The following is a 14,774-nucleotide window of genomic DNA, read 5'->3' as shown; positions in this document are numbered from 1 at the left end:
GTCCCTGTCGTTCATCTGCCTGGACAGCCGCCCCTGCTTCTTTCACTGCTTGCTGACAGCAGGCCTAGCGATCACTGCGGCAACAGCCGAAGCCCATGCTGAACGTGTGACCCTGCTGCTTCAGAACGGCGACAAGCTGACGGGAACACTGATCACGGAAGACAGCACCGAAACCGTCAAGGTGATTCTTCACCCCAACCTCGGGCGACCGGAGATTCAGGTCTCAGACCTGAAACCGACCGCAAAACCATCTCCTTGGTCTGGCAGCTTGGCTCTCGGTGTGAATGGCAGTAATTCCGACAATGACTTCTCAGCAGGGGGGACGGCCAGCCTCGCTACGCGCTACAAAACCAACAACGAGGAGCTGAGCTTCTCCGTGCAGGTGGGCACACAATTCAACTGAATTCAAACCAGGCTCTCTCAGCGATAGTTCTCAAACTGCAGGGGAACATCCAACTCCTCCTCCTTCGTTTTCAGCAACTGAATCGCCTGTTGCAAGTCGTCCTTGCTCTTTCCGGTGATGCGCAGGCTCTCTCCCTGAATCGCCACCGTCACCTTCTTGAGTTCATCGCGCACAATCTTGCTCAGTTTCTTAGCAATCTCCTGACTGAGGCCTTTGCGCAATTTCACCACCTGCTTCACCCGGTTACCACCCACGGCCTCCGGCGTCTGGAAATCAAAGATCTTGAGGGAAAGATTGCGCTTCGTGGCCTTGGTTCGCAGCACATCCTCCACTGCCTGGAGAGTCATATCGCTGGCGGTGGTGATCACCACCTCGGTTTCCTCCAGCTCAATCTCCGTTCCCGAGTCCTTCAGGTCGTAGCGGGTACCGATATCCCGACGGACCTGATCGAGGGTGTTCACCAGCTCCTGGCGGTCGAAATCCGAGACCACATCAAAGGAAAAGGTGCTGGCCATGGCATTCATCCGGTTGCCCGCAGCTTAGAAAAGGGCACTGCAACCGGCCGCCGATGCCTTTAACCAGCCTGTTCACCGCCAGTGCCGCGGCACCCTACGCCTGGTCGGTGTTGCTTTCAGGGGCCGTTGTCGTCCTGAGCATCGTGCCCCTCGGAGCCGCCCGCTCCCAGGCGGATTTCACCATGGCCGACATGGGTGCGCCCCGGGCGATGTTCGAACGCCTGCCCATTTGGGGACGACGGGCCAGCTGGGCCCACCAGAACAGCTTCGAAGCCTTCACTCTCCACGCTCCCGCTGCCCTGCTCTGTGTGATCGCAGCTCTGCACAGCGGAGCACTTCCCAACACCGCAATCACAGCGGCCTTGCTTCAGCCGCTCCTTCGTCTCCTCTACATCGGGGCCTACGTCGGCAATGTGCCGCCCCTCCGTGGTCTCTGCTGGGCCAGCGCCTTGCTGTGCACAGGCACGCTCTATGTCGAAGGCCTCCGCGCCCTGCTCGCCACTGCCTGAAGCCTCAACGGGTAGCCATCAGGCCGCAAGTCCATCCAGCCCGGAGTCACCGGCTACGGCCTGGGCAGCCCGATGGATCGCTTCGATCTCAGCAGCAGCCGCGCAGTAGGCAGTCCAACCGAGCATGCGCCGACGATCAGCTCGACCACGATCATCCACCGCGTCCATCACGATGCTTCCCTGCACCTCAGCCTTATCAAAGGCTGCCAGCAGAGGAATTTCAGCCCTGAGAACTTGCAAACCAAAATCCACCAGGATTGCCTTGGCTTCGTGGGCATGCCGCTGCTTACGCGAGTCAACTTTCACCATCAACACACAAGCTGGAACCTCCTTGCTTCGCAACATTGAGGCCAGCTCAATCGTGAGTTCAACCGATCGAGCCTGTGGGGTAGTCGGCAGAACAATCAAATCAGATCCTTCAGACAGCCTGTTCAACTCGTCATCCTGACTACTGGCCTGACCATCGGTCACAACGATGTCGGCAGCACGGGTCGCCTTGGCCGCCGCCTCGATGGGAACCACCGAGAAATCAAGCAACCCCCTGGCTCCATAGGCCGTCGCTGATCGATTGCGATCAGCATCAACAAGGCAGACATTGAATCCTCGTCTTGCCCAGACCGCAGATAAGTGCACACTTGTGCAGGTTTTGGCGACCCCTCCCTTCTGACCAAAGACGGTGAGAAACATAAAAAACAACTGCTTTGCAGCAGCCTGATGCGCCTGAGTTTCGAAATCCTGTTTAGCGGTTTTTTCTAAAGCGTGCGTAGCGCAAACAACCAACCACCACCCGCTCTCTATCCCTGCTGAAACTGCTTGAGTGCCGCCAGCAAGGAGGCGGGCGACTGGGGATCCACCATCAGCACACTGCCGGCTGGGGCCTCGGCCAACTGTTCACCCATCGCCATCCAATCCTTCGCCAACATCAACCGCATCGCTTCGGCGGCCTTTGGGTTCGCTTCCAGGGCACGGGCCAGCTCCAGGGCAGCCTCCGCCTTGGCTTTCGCAAGCAGTTCCTGCTGCTTCACCTGGGCTTCTGCATCGAGCAGCAGCGCTTCTTTCTGGGCACGGGCATCCAGCACCAAAGCCTCCGCACGGCCGCGGGCCTCATTCAGCTGAGATTCCTTCTCGCCCTCGGAGCGCAGGATCGCCGCGCGCTTCTCCCGCTCCGCCGTCATCTGCGCCTCCATCGCCTGCTTCACACCCGGTGATGGATTGATGTCGCGCATCTCCACCCGGGTCACCTTCACACCCCAGGGGTCCGTGGCCTCATCCAGTTCCTTCAGCAACAACTCATTCACCTCACTGCGGGTGGTGAAGGTCTGATCGAGATCCAGCTTGCCCATCTCGGCCCTGATCTGGGTGAGCACCAGATTGACCATCGCCGCCTGAAGATTGTCGACCGCGTAATAAGCGCGGGAATGCTCGAGCAGCTGCCAATACACCACGGCATCCACTTCGATCGACACGTTGTCGCGGGTGATGCAGAGCTGAGGGGGGATATCCAGCACCCGTTCCTTCAGCGATTCATGGCTCACCACTTTCTCCACCACCGGCAGCACGAAGGACAAGCCCGGCTGCAGTTCACGGTCGTATTTGCCAAGGCGCTCCACCAGACGAGAACGGCCTCCGCTCGTGACCTTGACGCTTCCGCTGCCCAACAGGGCAATCAACACCAGCGCCGGCAGACCGAGAAAGGCTTCCATCCCTTGAGCACCCACTTCCCGGACCCTACGGACAGTGCCTCGAGCCGGCAACACTCTGCCGATCAAGGCCGTGGACTGCAGAGTGGGGATTCAGAACCACAAACCGCCCGCCGATGCCCCCGTTCTGGATTCCACTGATCTGGCTCCTGATCGCTGGGGGGCTTCTGAGCCTGGAATTGGCCCAACCCAGCTTCGACGGCTTGATGGTCGCGGCCCTTGCAGCACTGCTGCTCTCTCTGCTGACGGCCCTGACCCCTCTGCCACTGCTGGTGCAGATTCTGTTGTTCCTGGTGCTGACCGTCGTCGGCACCATTTGGCTCAGCCGCTGGTCGGCTCGCCGCAATCCACGTCCTGGCCAGGAGCGCCAACGGGAGGATCTGGCTGAAGTGATCAGTGCTATCCCCCCGGGCGGCGAAGGTCGGGTGCGCTGGCATGGTCAGAGCTGGGCCGCCAGCTCCTTGGATCTCGACCAGGCAATCAGCGACGGCGAGCAGGTGCTCGTCGTGGGGCGGGACGGCACCCAGCTGCAGGTCATCGCCCGTTTCCGGCCCTGAACGTCAGTCGAAGAACAGAAGACTCACAACCTTGCCCATGTCCTCCGCAAAGCGGCAGCTGTTCAGCAGGGTTTCGCTGTCATGGAAGGCCAGACAGATCAGCTGGTCACAGCGGTTGATGATGTCCTGATTGCAGAGACTGCTGGCCATCGGCAGGGGCAGATCGTCATGCTCGGGCTTCTCAATCAGATGCAGCACCCGTTCGAGCTGATCGCGGATCTCCGATGATTGCCGATCGAGGCTCTGGGGCAGGAGCACCGTGAGGCGCGCGGGGTCGACTTCGAGCACACCGCGGATGACCGCGGCGTTGACCCCCTGGGCTCCTGAGGTCATCAGGGAGTGCCCCTCCTGGGCCAGAGAGCGGGCGATCAATTCGATCAGATGGATGGCCACCACTGGCACATGGCGGCTACCAAGAATTGCGATCCGCCGTTTTCCCTTGTCCTGAAGCAGGGCCAGTTCCTGCGCCAGGGTGTCCACCCGATCGAGGGCAGGAAGGTCAAGGGAGCGGCTCAAGGACATCCCGCCAATTTGAAATTGAAACTAGCAGTGCCAAATAGATTGTCAGGCCGACTGGTCGAGGGCGGAGAAAATGCGATCCAGTTGACAGTGCTCCTCCACGAGCCGGAAGGCATACGTGGCCTTCACCGCCTCATGCAGACGGACATGCCCGAAGGCTTGTTCAATCACTTCAACGGTGGCGAGCGTGTCGCTCTCCACCTTCAGGAGCGGCACCTCCAATTCATCGGCGCGACTGATCAGCTGGGGCAGGGGCTCGCCGGCACCGGTCAAGATCAGACACTGGGTGGACGCCTCAAGGGCGGCCAGCTGAATATCGGTACGATCCGCGCCCGTCACCACGGCCATGTTGCGGCGTCGACGGAAAAACTCCATGGCTGAGTTCACATTCATGGCGCCAATGCTCAGGGTCTCCACCAGGAGTTCAAGCCGCTCCTCACAGCAGATCACCCTTGCATCGAGACGACGCACGAGTTCTCCGACGGTGACGCTGCGCAGCAGGGGCGAACGAGGCATCACGCCAAAGACCTGCAGGCCAAGCCCCTCGAGGGCGGGCACCACATGACGCTGCAGTTCCTCCACTTCATCAGGGGTAACGGCATTCAGCACGATGCCCATCAAGCGATCACCGAGCTGGTCACGGGCCGCGAGCAGAGCATCAACGCTGCGGCTGTCCTGCCAGAGATGCACAAGCACCACCGGTGCCTGAAGGCCCTGGGCCAGCTGCACAAGGCTGAGTCCATAGAGCAGACCTTCGTGAAGACTGCCTGCTGCCTCCAGCAAGGTGACCCCGTCCTGATGCTGAGAGAGCTCGTTCCGCAGCTGAATGAAACCATCACCGGCGGCGAGCTGGCCCTGGGCGAGGCGTGCATCCGCCGTGACCGGCGACAGCAGATGCAATGAGGGGATCAGCTGATCATCACCAAGACCCAAGGTGCTGCCGACGAAGCGCACATCGTCATCGATGAGCGGATCGGGGAGCGGCCCTGCGGAGGGACTCCACTCGAGGCTGGTGGCCAGCGGTTTGCCGAACCGCACCTGGCGGCCACCACTCGCGAGGGCTCGAGCCAAACCCAGCACTAAGGCGGACTTCCCGCTGAAAGGTTCACAGGATCCGATCAGCAAGGTGTTGCCCATGACCCGACCCGGCGCGCTCTTGGTGTTGCAATTTAGAGGTCTTCGCCTCCCGCTTCCAGCAGCAACCACTGCCAGAAGCGGTCGGGGAGCTCCAGCCGATCAGAACGATCACCGCTTTCCATCAACCAGACCATCAGCTGATGGGCGGGAACGGAGAAGCGGTAGGCGAGCGGCGGCTCCGCCTCAATGTTGAGTGTGCAAGCGGTGCTTTCCAGCGGTGCCCGGACCGGTTGCCAGCGCAGATCGAACCGGTGAGGCGAGGCCTCCATGAGACTCCGCACACCGCGGACCTCCCCCCCCGACCAATAGGCCAGAACCCGCAGCAGGTCTTGCTCTCGACTGCGACCGCCGCAGTAGGGAGCGAACAAAGCCATCTGAGCATCGAGGGATGGTGTAGGCACGAATCCCGCCAGTTCCCCAAAGCATGCCCCAAGCTGGAGCAATGGCCCAGACCAGCTCCCTCCCATCCGCCGTCGACCACCAGCGTTGGCAGGGTCGCCGGATTGGCATCACCGGTGCCCAGGGAGCCCTGGGCCAGGCCCTGAGCCGTCGATTTCAGGCCCTAGGCGCGCACGTGGTGGGCCTGACGCACCGAGAGCCCCCCTGCGATGCGGCAAGCGCAACCACGGCAAGTCAGAGCTGGGTGCAGTGGCACTGTGGCCGCGAGCAGGAGCTCGCACCCGTGCTGGCCCAACTGGATCTGCTGGTGCTCAACCACGGGATCAATCCCGGGGCTGACCAGCGCAGCCTCACCCTCAATCGCGCCCTGGAGGTGAACGCCCTGAGCAGCTGGCGACTGCTCGAGCACTACGAGCGGATCGCCGCGGAGCTGCCTCCCGGCTCCGAGCCACGGGAGGTTTGGGTGAACACCTCGGAGGCAGAGATCCAGCCCGCCTTAAGCCCCGCCTATGAACTGAGCAAGCGTCTGCTCGGACAACTGGTGAGCCTCCGCTGGAGTGAGCATCAGCGCAGCCCAATCCCATCCTTGCGCCTACGCAAGCTCGTGCTGGGACCGTTCCGATCCGAACTGAATCCCATTGGCGTGATGTCAGCCGATTGGGTGGCGGGTCAAGTGATCCTGCAGGCCCGGCTCGGACTGCCCCTGGTGATCGTGACCCCAAACCCCCTGACTTATCTGCTGATGCCCCTGAGCGAACTAGGGCGGGCCGCCTACAACAGGCTGATCAGCAATCGCCCCGATCGGTGAGGATCTCGCAGCCATCGGACGTGACCACGATCGTGTGCTCCCACTGCGCGGAGAGGCTGCCGTCCTGGGTGACGACGGTCCAACGGTCTTTCAAGGTTCGACAGCGCTTGCTGCCTGCATTGAGAATCGGCTCCACCGCAAGCGTCATCCCCGGCCGCAGGGTCACGTTGGGCAACTCATCGGTGCGGAAATTGAACACGGACGGTTCTTCGTGGAGATTGCGGCCAACGCCGTGTCCCGTGTAGTCCTCCACCACGCTGAATCCATTCGCCTTCACGTGGTCTTCCACGGCACCTGCAATGTCAAGCAGCGTGTTGCCGGCCTTGATCTGAGCCAGTCCAGCCATCAGCGACTCCTGGGCAACACGACTGAGAGTGCGGGCTTGCTCAGGCACCTCGCCGACGCAGATGGTGACGCAGCTATCACCGTGGTAGCCCTCGAAATACGCACCCGTGTCGACCTTGAGGAGATCCCCCTTGCGGATCACCCGTTTGGCACTGGGGATACCATGCACCACCTCGTTGTTGATGCTTGCGCAGATACTGGCGGGGAACCCGTGATAGCCCTTGAAACTGGGGGTAGCACCGAGCTCGCGGATCCGTCGTTCGGCGAGGGCATCAAGATCAGCGGTGGTCTGACCGGGTTCCACCGACGCCATGATCTCGCGCAGCACAGACGCCACGATGCTGCTGGCCCGGGCCATGATCTTCAGCTCGCGGGCTGATTTCACTTCCACACCACGACGCTGCTGGATCCGAGGTCCAGTCGCGGTGGCCTTGGCACCGCCAGAGGCTGCCAGCAGGTCAGCAAACAGATTCATCAAACGTTGGCGGTAACCCGCGACAGATAGTCGATCCCGTCACGCTATCAATGTTGAACGCGAGGAGGAGGTTGATTGGTCTGGCTGCGCAGCATCCGCCAATGGCATCGCTGGCTGGCGCCCTTCGTTTTGTTGCCACTGCTGCTCACCGTTGGCTCAGGGGTGGGCTACCGGTTGGCAAGAGACTGGGCAGGTTTCAGTCGGGACCAGGTGCACTGGCTGATGGTGCTGCATGAAGGTGAGTGGCTGGGCCCCAAGCTGGAACCCGTGCTGGTGCTCCTGAATGGTCTTGGGCTCCTCTGGATGCTGATCACCGGCGCGACGATGCTCGTGCAGCAGTGGAAACGACCGTTCGGAACGCCATCAAGGGAGCAAGGGGAGGCGAAAGGGTAAGCTGGTTGTTTGGCGTGTTTACCCGGAGCTGGGATGGCAGCGGATCCGAAAGAGACCTCCCCGAAGGAGGAAGCCACTGAGGTGGTGACAACCGAGAGCGAGGTCACTGCCACCGCAGTGGAAGAGCCTGCAGCTGTTGCAGGCAAACCTGAGACTCCTGCAGCAAAAGCAGTGGCCAAGCTCGGAGCCGAAGCTCTGATCCGGGAGTTTGAAGCCGCACAACTGAAATCCGAGCTTCCTGACATCTACGTGGGCGACACCGTTCGCGTGGGCGTGCGCATCAGTGAGGGCAACAAAGAACGCGTTCAGCCCTATGAAGGTGTCGTGATCGCCAAGCGCCATGGCGGCCTCAATGCCACCATCACCGTGCGTCGGATCTTCCAGGGCATCGGCGTGGAACGTGTGTTCATGCTTCACAGCCCCCAGGTGGCCTCCATCAAGGTGGAACGCCGCGGTAAGGTACGCAGGGCGAAGCTTTTCTATCTGCGAGACCGGGTGGGCAAGGCCACTCGTGTGAAGCAGCGCTTCGATCGCTGAGGCTCCGGCCTCGTTCAATCCAATGCCATCGCTCCGGCGGTGGTCGAGGGGTCCATCGCCTTGCGCCGTTAGTTCAGTTGGTAGAACGCAGGTCTCCAAAACCTGATGTCGGGGGTTCAAGTCCTCCACGGCGCGTCCGATGACCCCTCATGCAGTTTCCCGGTTTTGAGCATGGAGTTGGATCTACAACCTGGTGATGTCGTCAAGGTGCTTGAGTCAGCCGCTCTCGGCTGGGTTCGTGCCCGTGTGATCCGTGTCAAATCCGGTGGTCGCGTGGTTGTTCAAAGTGACCAGGGTCGTGAATTCACTGCCCGCGGTAACCAGGTGCGCCTGATTGAACCCGCCGGCTTCCGACCCTGACGGATTGGAATTCCAATGGCACGAGGTTCTGCCGCCCGGCAGAACCTTTTTTATGCCTTGTTTATGCCGTCATGCCTTGGGTCTCCAGGGGTTGTTCCGGCTGCTGAACGCTCAACTCTTAAGCCACTGGCAAGGTCAACGTTGGCCAGAGGTCAGGATGACGCTCCGCTAGCTGAAGGCAGCGTTGCCGCAGAGAAGCCAGCAGCTTTTGGATGAGGGCTTCATCCTTCAAATCACGCCGGACCACCAGAGCTTCACCACTGATCAGCCCTAGGTCGTAATCCAGCCGCACCAACCCCGGCATGACATTTAGTGCCAGACAGTTGGCGTAGGTCAACGTCACCTGATCTTCCGTGCGCCCTTGCCAGAACTCCGGCCTGTAGCGCTTCATACGCACACGGGTCCGCCAGAGACCCTGACGGCGAAGAATCGCCTCAGTACGAGGGAACATCCCTGCCGGCAGGGCAAGGCTCGGGAACGCGCTCAGATCCTCCTCGCTCAGTTCAGCCTGATGCGCCAAGGGGTGATCCATGGCAGCAACCAAATGCACTGCTGTGGAACAGAGATCGAAGACCGCAAGGTCTGGATCATCCACTGGCAGATCGGGTTGATAACTACCGATCCAGGCGTCGATCACCCGCTCCCGCAGGAGTTGCAGCGGGCGAGCCATACCCACATGGGTTGCGACTCCCCCCTCCCAGCCTTCAGGGAGAGGATCGAGGAAGGCTGGGACTGCCCAGAAATTGGCCTCAATCCGCGCAGGAGCCATGCCGCAGCGCAGTCGCGCCAGCTGATGGACGCGACGCTCCATCAGCAGCAGGCCCTGGTCGCCCTGGAGCTGCCACTCCCCAGCCCGGCGGTGGAACGACAGCCCGAAGAGCGCCAGGGTCTGACTGTTGTTGCGCGACACCGTGCTCTGAGAACAGTGCAGGCGGGCGGCCGCCTGCTCGCCGGAACGCAGCCAGAGCTGGTAATCCAGCATCCTCAACGCATCAACCGAGAGCATCGGAAAGCCGAGCAACCAGTAGCGCATCCTTTATGTCACCCATGCCCCCCTTCATCTGAATCGATGAAGGCGAATGTGCCGATTCATTCGAGATCTGCATAAAACCAGTTCTCGATTGCCCTCGAGACCGATGAGTTGACGGAGGGCAGGGCGGAGGTCGATACTTTCTTGGTCGCGCAGGCGACACAGGTCAACCGCTCAGGGCATGATGTCCTGTCGATGGTCAGCCTGGGACCGTAGTTCAATTGGTTAGAGCACCGCCCTGTCACGGCGGAAGTTGCGGGTTCGAGCCCCGTCGGTCCCGTTCCAAACCTTCTGCCAGCAGTGTCCGTTCGCGTTCGTCTGGCCCCCAGCCCCACGGGAACCCTTCACATCGGCACAGCTCGCACGGCGGTGTTCAACTGGTTATTCGCTCGGCGGATGGGCGGCTCCTTCCTCATCCGCATCGAAGACACCGATCGCGAACGCTCCAAGCCGGAATTCACCGCCAACATCCTCGACGGCCTGCAATGGCTCGGTCTCGACTGGGATGATGAGCCCGTGGTGCAGAGCACCAGGATCGAGGAGCACCGGCAGGCGATCCAGACCCTGCTCGACCGTGGTCTCGCCTACCGCTGCTACACAACGGAGGAAGAGCTCAATGCCCTGAGGGACCGTCAACGGGCGGCAGGCCAGGCCCCGCGTTACGACAACCGCCATCGCAATCTCAGCCCTGAACAGGAGGCCGCATTCCAGGCTGAGGGCCGAACTGCTGTCATCCGTTTCCGCATCGACGATGATGCATCGATCACTTGGACAGACATGGTCCGAGGCGCCATGCGCTGGAGCGGTGCTGACCTCGGCGGCGACATGGTGATCGCCCGACGGGCCCCCGCCGATGCAATCGGCGATCCCCTCTACAACCTTGTGGTGGTGGTGGATGACGCCGCCATGGCGATCACCCACGTGATCCGCGGCGAAGATCACATCGCCAACACCGCCAAGCAACTGCTTCTCTACGAAGCCCTGGGCCTCGAAGCCCCCCAGTTCGCCCACACCCCGCTGATCCTCAATGCCGAGGGGCGCAAGCTCTCCAAACGAGATGGGGTGACCTCCATCAGCGACTTCCGCGCCATGGGCTACACCGCAGAAGCCCTGGCCAATTACATGACCCTCCTCGGCTGGTCCGTTCCCGAAGGGATGGAGGAGCGCTTCAGCCTCGCAGATGCGGCCTCCGTGTTCAGTTTTGAGCGGGTCAACAAGGCCGGGGCCCGCTTTGACTGGGACAAGCTCAACTGGCTCAATGCCCAGGTGCTGCATGGATGGCAGGCGCCGCAGCTGCTTATGGCCCTCTCCCCCCTCTGGCAAGCGCAGGGATGGACTTTGCCTGCGGATCAGGCCTGGCAGGAGGCCCTGGCTGAGCTGCTCGGACCGTCACTCACCCTTCTGAACGACGGCATCGAGCAGGCGCGGCCCTTCTTCATCGAACCCGACCTGGAGGCCGATGCCCTCTCTCAACTGGACCAGGAAGGAGCTCGACCGGCCCTGGCAGCCCTCAACGCACTGCTGGAGTCAGCCCCCTGGGATGGTTGCGACAGCGAGCGCGGGCAAGCACTGCTGAAAGAGGCGGTTGACCAGGCCGGGGTAAAGAAAGGGGTGCTCATGAAGAGTCTGCGCGCCGCCCTGCTGGGACGGCTTCAAGGCCCTGACCTGATGACCACCTGGGGGCTACTGGCCAGGATCGGGCACGACCGGCAACGCCTTCAGCGCTGCCTCTGAATCGGCAGCTGCGGAATCGGCAGTCGCATCCACCGTTTCGTCCTCGTCAGCAGCAATCAGACCAAGCATCCGAGCCAGCGGTTGAGCGGTCAGTCCCTGGAGGCCAACGGTCATCAGGATCGTCAGAAAAACAAGGCCCTGGAGTCGTCCGGCACCCAGCACACCGGCCTGCTCCAGGCGGATCGCAAACAAAGACGCCACCGCCGCGGTGACGATGCCACGGGGTGCCAACCAGCTCAGGAAGAATCGCTGTCGCCAGTCGAGTGGAAGGCCAACCGTGGCCACGCTGACCGCCACCGGCCGCACGAGCACCATGAGCACCAGCACACAGCTGATGCCTCCCCAGCCCAGCGGGCTTAGCTCCGCCCAGGAGACATCTGCGGCGAGGAGTGGGAACAACATCGTGATCGCCAGCCTTGCCAGCTCACGGATCAGAGCATCGAGCTGGGCCGCATCGGTGGAGGGCCTGCGGCCCACGACCACGCCGGCAGCCACAGAAGCGGGGAGCCCGGATTCGGGCAGCAGCCATTCGCAGGCCCCAAACATCAGAAAGAGAACCCCCAGGGTCAGCTGCAGGCGCAACCCCACCGCGGGATCCGGTTTGAGCCGTTGCAGCGCCTCTGACAGCAGCCAGCCGCAGGCCACACCAATCAACACACCACCCCCCAGTCGGGAGAGCAGGCCAATGGCCAACTCCCGCCATCCATGCAAATCACCCAGCAACAACTCCAGCAGCAGCAGGGCCAGCACCGCCCCAACCGGCTCAAGCACCAGCCCCTCCGCCTCCAAGACATCTCCCAGAGGAGGGGCGAGCCGAATCTGCTGCACCAACGGCGTCACAACGGTGGGCCCTGTCGCCAGCACGATCGCGCTGTAAACCGCTGCCACCGACCAACCGAGCCCAGCCAGCCAGTGGGCTGCCAACAGGCCCGCAGCAAGCGACAGCAGCAGACGGATCAGAGAGATCCGCAACACGGTCGCTTTGATCGTGTCTCCCGGCAGCCGCAGGTTCAGCCCACCGTCGAAGAGCACCAAGCTGACCAGCAGCCCCACCACCGTCTCGAGCCCCTGGCCGAGATCGAGCGGTTCCACCAGGCCTAGGCCGGAGCGGCCAATGAGCAGTCCAGAGAGGAGCAGTAGGACGACTCCCGGCAACCCCGAAAGTGCTGACAGGAGCCTGGCAGCGGCACCCGCAAACACGGTGACGCCCCAGAGCAGTCCCAGCCGCTCAGGCGTCATCGATCGAGGTGAACTGAGGTTCCACCCGAAGGCCGATGACTGCGTCGGGACGCACCACCAGATACTCCCCCTCCAGATCTCCGAGCGGCACGTTCACGAATCCCCCGTTGGGGGAAGCATTCACCAGCCCCTGGTACCACTGCTGGAACTGCTCCAGGCTGGGGAAATGGACCATCTCGGTCTGTCCCCCCATCAGATGGAGGGACACCGCATAACGACGGGGTTGACGAGTCATCTGCGAACCGTACCTCCCTGAGCCCTTGGCACAGGATGACGAACCTGCGGCTCCTCTGCCTGGATCCAAGGTTGCAGCAGCTGGCCAGCAGGGAGGTAGAGGGGATGGCGGGGATAGCCCCCGCGTGTGAGACCGAGCACACCAGGGGGGGCCCCACCGCATGCCTGACGCTGGGGGAGCACGGCACGGAGCAGCGCGAGCAGCCTCTGATCCCGGTCATGGAGTCCACCGGCAGCCCCCCAGCCCAGCCAGAGATCCCACTGCTGCGGCGCCAGAGACCAGCGACGTAACCAGGCCTTGAGCACGGCATCATTGGCCCGCCCTACCGGTTCTGCGCTGCGTCGCAGCACCGCTGGTGAAGGGGTCACCAAGGCAAAAAGATTGAGCACCACAAGCCGTCCGTAGCCCCAGGACCGAGCGAAGCCTTGCAGTCGCCGCAAGGTTGGGTCATCCCTCTCTCCATCCGCACGGGAGGGGTTGAGGCCGATGAAGATCAGGCTGGGGGCCTGGCCGCCGCCAAGACTGCGGCTCAGGATCCAGCGGTAGCGCCTGCAGGCACTGAAGACAGTTCCACTGACAGCCGTCCCACTCTCAGCGCTCGAGCAGGGCAAGTGAGGCCTCCAGAATCCGGCGGCTGGCCTGACCATCGCCGAAGGGGTTCACAGCCCGGGCCATGGCCTCATAGGCCTTGGAATCACTCAGCAGCCGGGAGGCTTCAGCGGCAATCGTGGCCGCGTCAGTGCCAACCAGGCGAGCGGTGCCAGCATCCACAGCTTCCGGTCGCTCGGTGGTGCGTCGCAGCACGAGCACGGGCTTGCCCAGGGCAGGGGCTTCCTCCTGCAGGCCACCTGAGTCGGTGAGCAGCAGTGTGCAGCCCTTCATCGCGGCCACCAACCGGTCGTAGTCGAGCGGTTCAGTGAGCACCACGCGCGGATGCGCCCCCAGCAGTGCCTGCAGAGGTTCACGCACGGTGGGATTGCGATGCAAAGGCAGAAGCAGGGCCGCATCGGGATGGTCCTCCAGCACCTGCAGCATCCCGGCAGCGATCGAAGCCAGGCGATCCCCCCAGTTCTCACGACGGTGGACCGTGGCGAGGATCACCCGCTGCCGCTCCCAATCGATGGGCAGATCAGACAGGATGGGAGCCCGCTCGGCCATCCGCAGCAGGGCATCGATCACGGTGTTACCGGTCACCATCACCTGGCCCACCACACCGGAAGCTTTGAGATTGGCTTCGGAGCGCGTGGTCGGGGCGAAGTGCAGCTGGGCAACCTGGGAGATCAAGCGTCGATTGGCCTCCTCAGGAAAGGGATCCAGCAAGTTGTCGGTCCGCAAACCAGCCTCCACATGGCCCACGGGGATCTGCTCGTAAAACGCAGCAAGAGCAGCAGCGAAGGCCGTGGTGGTGTCCCCCTGCACGAGCACCAGTGCCGGGGGGAACGCCTGGAAGTCGTCGCGGAGGCCCTGCAGTGCTGCACAGGTCACATGGGTGAGGGTCTGACGCGGCGCCATCAGATCGAGATCGCGGTCGGCCTTCAGACCGAACAGGTCCATGACCTGAGTCACCATCTCCCGGTGCTGCCCTGTGAGCACCACACGGGTCTCCAGGCGATCGCAGGCCTGAAACTCCTGGATCACCGGGGCGAGCTTGATCGCTTCCGGCCGGGTTCCCAGGACGATCGTCACCCGCGGCAGACCTGCCATACAGCGTTAAAGCCGATGAATCAAGCCGGATCCTATCGGTGATTTCAGCCCTCTTTAGCAGCAACGACTTGCCAGATGCGCTGTGCTGGCGAAGCTGAGGGGAGGTCCTCGCGCTGCTCCCTGTGGGTGATTCGGTCCTGCCGCCTAGTTTCCCAGCTGCCCCAACAGCGATCTC

At 62.4% G+C, this 14,774-nt stretch carries 20 protein-coding genes and 2 tRNA genes; 10 read left to right on the top strand and 12 right to left on the bottom strand.

Annotated elements, in window-relative coordinates; all coding sequences use genetic code 11:
* The first annotated feature begins 49 nt into the window (after positions 1 to 49).
* Positions 50 to 403: a hypothetical protein gene (locus tag H0O21_RS06925; RefSeq protein ID WP_185189158.1), complete on the top strand. Its 354-nt coding sequence runs from the start codon at positions 50 to 52 to the stop codon at positions 401 to 403.
* A 17-nt stretch (positions 404 to 420) separates the two neighbouring features.
* On the opposite strand, the gene H0O21_RS06920 is transcribed toward H0O21_RS06925, so the two are convergent.
* Positions 421 to 918, bottom strand: a complete 498-nt coding sequence (locus H0O21_RS06920; RefSeq protein ID WP_131454578.1) for a YajQ family cyclic di-GMP-binding protein — start codon at positions 916 to 918, stop codon at positions 421 to 423.
* Positions 919 to 971: 53 nt separating this feature from the next.
* Between H0O21_RS06920 and H0O21_RS06915 the strand changes: the two genes are divergently transcribed.
* Complete coding sequence (locus H0O21_RS06915) at positions 972 to 1,427, top strand: MAPEG family protein (RefSeq protein ID WP_185189157.1); 456 nt, start codon at positions 972 to 974, stop codon at positions 1,425 to 1,427.
* Positions 1,428 to 1,445: 18 nt separating this feature from the next.
* Here H0O21_RS06915 and H0O21_RS06910 read toward each other — a convergent pair whose 3' ends face one another.
* A complete protein-coding gene (locus H0O21_RS06910) occupies positions 1,446 to 2,114 on the bottom strand; it encodes a ParA family protein (protein ID WP_185189156.1) in 669 nt (222 codons plus the stop codon).
* Positions 2,115 to 2,221: 107 nt separating this feature from the next.
* Positions 2,222 to 3,130 (bottom strand): SPFH domain-containing protein, encoded by a 909-nt coding sequence (locus H0O21_RS06905; protein WP_131454581.1) that lies wholly within the window; start codon positions 3,128 to 3,130, stop codon positions 2,222 to 2,224.
* A gap of 113 nt (positions 3,131 to 3,243) precedes the next feature.
* On the opposite strand from H0O21_RS06905, the gene H0O21_RS06900 reads away from it, so the two are divergent.
* The gene (locus H0O21_RS06900) at positions 3,244 to 3,684 is read left to right on the top strand and encodes an NfeD family protein (protein WP_185189155.1); all 441 of its coding nucleotides are present in this window, start codon (positions 3,244 to 3,246) and stop codon (positions 3,682 to 3,684) included.
* 3 nt (positions 3,685 to 3,687) lie between these two features.
* On the opposite strand, the gene H0O21_RS06895 is transcribed toward H0O21_RS06900, so the two are convergent.
* The 3 genes from H0O21_RS06895 to ebsA are packed head-to-tail and all read right to left on the bottom strand — an operon-like array spanning position 3,688 to position 5,741.
* On the bottom strand, positions 3,688 to 4,206 hold the full coding sequence (locus H0O21_RS06895; RefSeq protein WP_185189154.1) for a DNA recombination-mediator protein A: 519 nt from the start codon (positions 4,204 to 4,206) through the stop codon (positions 3,688 to 3,690).
* Positions 4,207 to 4,248: 42 nt separating this feature from the next.
* The gene (locus H0O21_RS06890) at positions 4,249 to 5,340 is read right to left on the bottom strand and encodes a phosphotransacetylase family protein (RefSeq protein ID WP_185189153.1); all 1,092 of its coding nucleotides are present in this window, start codon (positions 5,338 to 5,340) and stop codon (positions 4,249 to 4,251) included.
* A 32-nt stretch (positions 5,341 to 5,372) separates the two neighbouring features.
* Complete coding sequence (gene ebsA / locus H0O21_RS06885; protein ID WP_255440928.1) at positions 5,373 to 5,741, bottom strand: type IV pilus biogenesis protein EbsA; 369 nt, start codon at positions 5,739 to 5,741, stop codon at positions 5,373 to 5,375.
* A 41-nt stretch (positions 5,742 to 5,782) separates the two neighbouring features.
* Between ebsA and H0O21_RS06880 the strand changes: the two genes are divergently transcribed.
* Positions 5,783 to 6,547 (top strand): SDR family oxidoreductase, encoded by a 765-nt coding sequence (locus H0O21_RS06880; protein WP_255440927.1) that lies wholly within the window; start codon positions 5,783 to 5,785, stop codon positions 6,545 to 6,547.
* Here the strand turns inward: H0O21_RS06880 and map are convergent.
* Entirely contained in the window at positions 6,525 to 7,367 is an 843-nt protein-coding gene (gene map / locus H0O21_RS06875; RefSeq protein WP_131594438.1) for a type I methionyl aminopeptidase, read from the bottom strand. The two genes, H0O21_RS06880 and map, sit on opposite strands and share 23 nt — an antisense overlap.
* A gap of 75 nt (positions 7,368 to 7,442) precedes the next feature.
* On the opposite strand from map, the gene H0O21_RS06870 reads away from it, so the two are divergent.
* The 4 genes from H0O21_RS06870 to H0O21_RS06855 all read left to right on the top strand — a co-directional run bounded on the left by H0O21_RS06870 (position 7,443) and on the right by H0O21_RS06855 (position 8,657).
* Positions 7,443 to 7,760: a PepSY domain-containing protein gene (locus H0O21_RS06870; protein WP_185189151.1), complete on the top strand. Its 318-nt coding sequence runs from the start codon at positions 7,443 to 7,445 to the stop codon at positions 7,758 to 7,760.
* 33 nt (positions 7,761 to 7,793) lie between these two features.
* A complete protein-coding gene (rplS, locus tag H0O21_RS06865; protein WP_131454587.1) occupies positions 7,794 to 8,297 on the top strand; it encodes a 50S ribosomal protein L19 in 504 nt (167 codons plus the stop codon).
* A gap of 62 nt (positions 8,298 to 8,359) precedes the next feature.
* A tRNA-Trp gene (locus H0O21_RS06860) sits at positions 8,360 to 8,432 on the top strand.
* 36 nt (positions 8,433 to 8,468) lie between these two features.
* Positions 8,469 to 8,657: a hyperconserved protein Hcp gene (locus H0O21_RS06855; RefSeq protein ID WP_006043540.1), complete on the top strand. Its 189-nt coding sequence runs from the start codon at positions 8,469 to 8,471 to the stop codon at positions 8,655 to 8,657.
* A 118-nt stretch (positions 8,658 to 8,775) separates the two neighbouring features.
* On the opposite strand, the gene H0O21_RS06850 is transcribed toward H0O21_RS06855, so the two are convergent.
* The gene (locus tag H0O21_RS06850; RefSeq protein ID WP_185189150.1) at positions 8,776 to 9,690 is read right to left on the bottom strand and encodes a LysR substrate-binding domain-containing protein; all 915 of its coding nucleotides are present in this window, start codon (positions 9,688 to 9,690) and stop codon (positions 8,776 to 8,778) included.
* A 203-nt stretch (positions 9,691 to 9,893) separates the two neighbouring features.
* Here H0O21_RS06850 and H0O21_RS06845 point away from each other — a divergent pair.
* Both H0O21_RS06845 and gltX read left to right on the top strand, forming a co-directional pair.
* Positions 9,894 to 9,967, top strand: a tRNA-Asp gene (locus tag H0O21_RS06845).
* Between the two features lie 20 nt (positions 9,968 to 9,987).
* Positions 9,988 to 11,421 (top strand): glutamate--tRNA ligase, encoded by a 1,434-nt coding sequence (gene gltX, locus H0O21_RS06840; RefSeq protein WP_185189149.1) that lies wholly within the window; start codon positions 9,988 to 9,990, stop codon positions 11,419 to 11,421.
* On the opposite strand, the gene H0O21_RS06835 is transcribed toward gltX, so the two are convergent.
* From H0O21_RS06835 to wecB, 4 genes are read right to left on the bottom strand one after another with little or no spacing between them, the layout of a single operon-like run.
* Positions 11,371 to 12,660 (bottom strand): sodium:proton antiporter, encoded by a 1,290-nt coding sequence (locus H0O21_RS06835; protein ID WP_131454590.1) that lies wholly within the window; start codon positions 12,658 to 12,660, stop codon positions 11,371 to 11,373. The genes gltX and H0O21_RS06835 overlap by 51 nt on opposite strands.
* The gene (locus H0O21_RS06830; protein ID WP_131454591.1) at positions 12,650 to 12,895 is read right to left on the bottom strand and encodes a hypothetical protein; all 246 of its coding nucleotides are present in this window, start codon (positions 12,893 to 12,895) and stop codon (positions 12,650 to 12,652) included. The genes H0O21_RS06835 and H0O21_RS06830 overlap by 11 nt, the downstream gene beginning before the upstream one ends.
* Positions 12,892 to 13,506, bottom strand: coding sequence for a DUF1643 domain-containing protein (locus tag H0O21_RS06825; RefSeq protein ID WP_255440926.1), 615 nt, complete (start codon positions 13,504 to 13,506; stop codon positions 12,892 to 12,894). Before H0O21_RS06825 ends, H0O21_RS06830 begins: the two co-directional genes overlap by 4 nt.
* Positions 13,487 to 14,599, bottom strand: a complete 1,113-nt coding sequence (gene wecB / locus H0O21_RS06820; RefSeq protein ID WP_185189147.1) for a non-hydrolyzing UDP-N-acetylglucosamine 2-epimerase — start codon at positions 14,597 to 14,599, stop codon at positions 13,487 to 13,489. The genes H0O21_RS06825 and wecB overlap by 20 nt, the downstream gene beginning before the upstream one ends.
* Positions 14,600 to 14,774 lie beyond the last annotated feature (175 nt).

It is taken from the genome of Synechococcus sp. HK01-R, from assembly GCF_014217855.1.
Lineage (GTDB): Bacteria > Cyanobacteriota > Cyanobacteriia > PCC-6307 > Cyanobiaceae > Synechococcus_C.
This window is presented reverse-complemented; position numbering and strand designations above follow the sequence as displayed.

What these genes read in the sequence shown, in the direction of transcription:
- H0O21_RS06920 (WP_131454578.1), bottom strand. Translation starts at nt 918, where the DNA reads ATGGCCAGCACCTTTTCCTTTGATGTGGTCTCGGATTTCGACCGCCAG.
- H0O21_RS06915 (WP_185189157.1), top strand. Translation starts at nt 972, where the DNA reads ATGCCTTTAACCAGCCTGTTCACCGCCAGTGCCGCGGCACCCTACGCC.
- H0O21_RS06910 (WP_185189156.1), bottom strand. Translation starts at nt 2,114, where the DNA reads ATGTTTCTCACCGTCTTTGGTCAGAAGGGAGGGGTCGCCAAAACCTGC.
- H0O21_RS06905 (WP_131454581.1), bottom strand. Translation starts at nt 3,130, where the DNA reads ATGGAAGCCTTTCTCGGTCTGCCGGCGCTGGTGTTGATTGCCCTGTTG.
- H0O21_RS06900 (WP_185189155.1), top strand. Translation starts at nt 3,244, where the DNA reads ATGCCCCCGTTCTGGATTCCACTGATCTGGCTCCTGATCGCTGGGGGG.
- H0O21_RS06895 (WP_185189154.1), bottom strand. Translation starts at nt 4,206, where the DNA reads ATGTCCTTGAGCCGCTCCCTTGACCTTCCTGCCCTCGATCGGGTGGAC.
- H0O21_RS06890 (WP_185189153.1), bottom strand. Translation starts at nt 5,340, where the DNA reads ATGGGCAACACCTTGCTGATCGGATCCTGTGAACCTTTCAGCGGGAAG.
- H0O21_RS06880 (WP_255440927.1), top strand. Translation starts at nt 5,783, where the DNA reads ATGGCCCAGACCAGCTCCCTCCCATCCGCCGTCGACCACCAGCGTTGG.
- map (WP_131594438.1), bottom strand. Translation starts at nt 7,367, where the DNA reads ATGAATCTGTTTGCTGACCTGCTGGCAGCCTCTGGCGGTGCCAAGGCC.
- rplS (WP_131454587.1), top strand. Translation starts at nt 7,794, where the DNA reads ATGGCAGCGGATCCGAAAGAGACCTCCCCGAAGGAGGAAGCCACTGAG.
- H0O21_RS06855 (WP_006043540.1), top strand. Translation starts at nt 8,469, where the DNA reads ATGGAGTTGGATCTACAACCTGGTGATGTCGTCAAGGTGCTTGAGTCA.
- H0O21_RS06850 (WP_185189150.1), bottom strand. Translation starts at nt 9,690, where the DNA reads ATGCGCTACTGGTTGCTCGGCTTTCCGATGCTCTCGGTTGATGCGTTG.
- H0O21_RS06835 (WP_131454590.1), bottom strand. Translation starts at nt 12,660, where the DNA reads ATGACGCCTGAGCGGCTGGGACTGCTCTGGGGCGTCACCGTGTTTGCG.
- H0O21_RS06830 (WP_131454591.1), bottom strand. Translation starts at nt 12,895, where the DNA reads ATGACTCGTCAACCCCGTCGTTATGCGGTGTCCCTCCATCTGATGGGG.
- wecB (WP_185189147.1), bottom strand. Translation starts at nt 14,599, where the DNA reads ATGGCAGGTCTGCCGCGGGTGACGATCGTCCTGGGAACCCGGCCGGAA.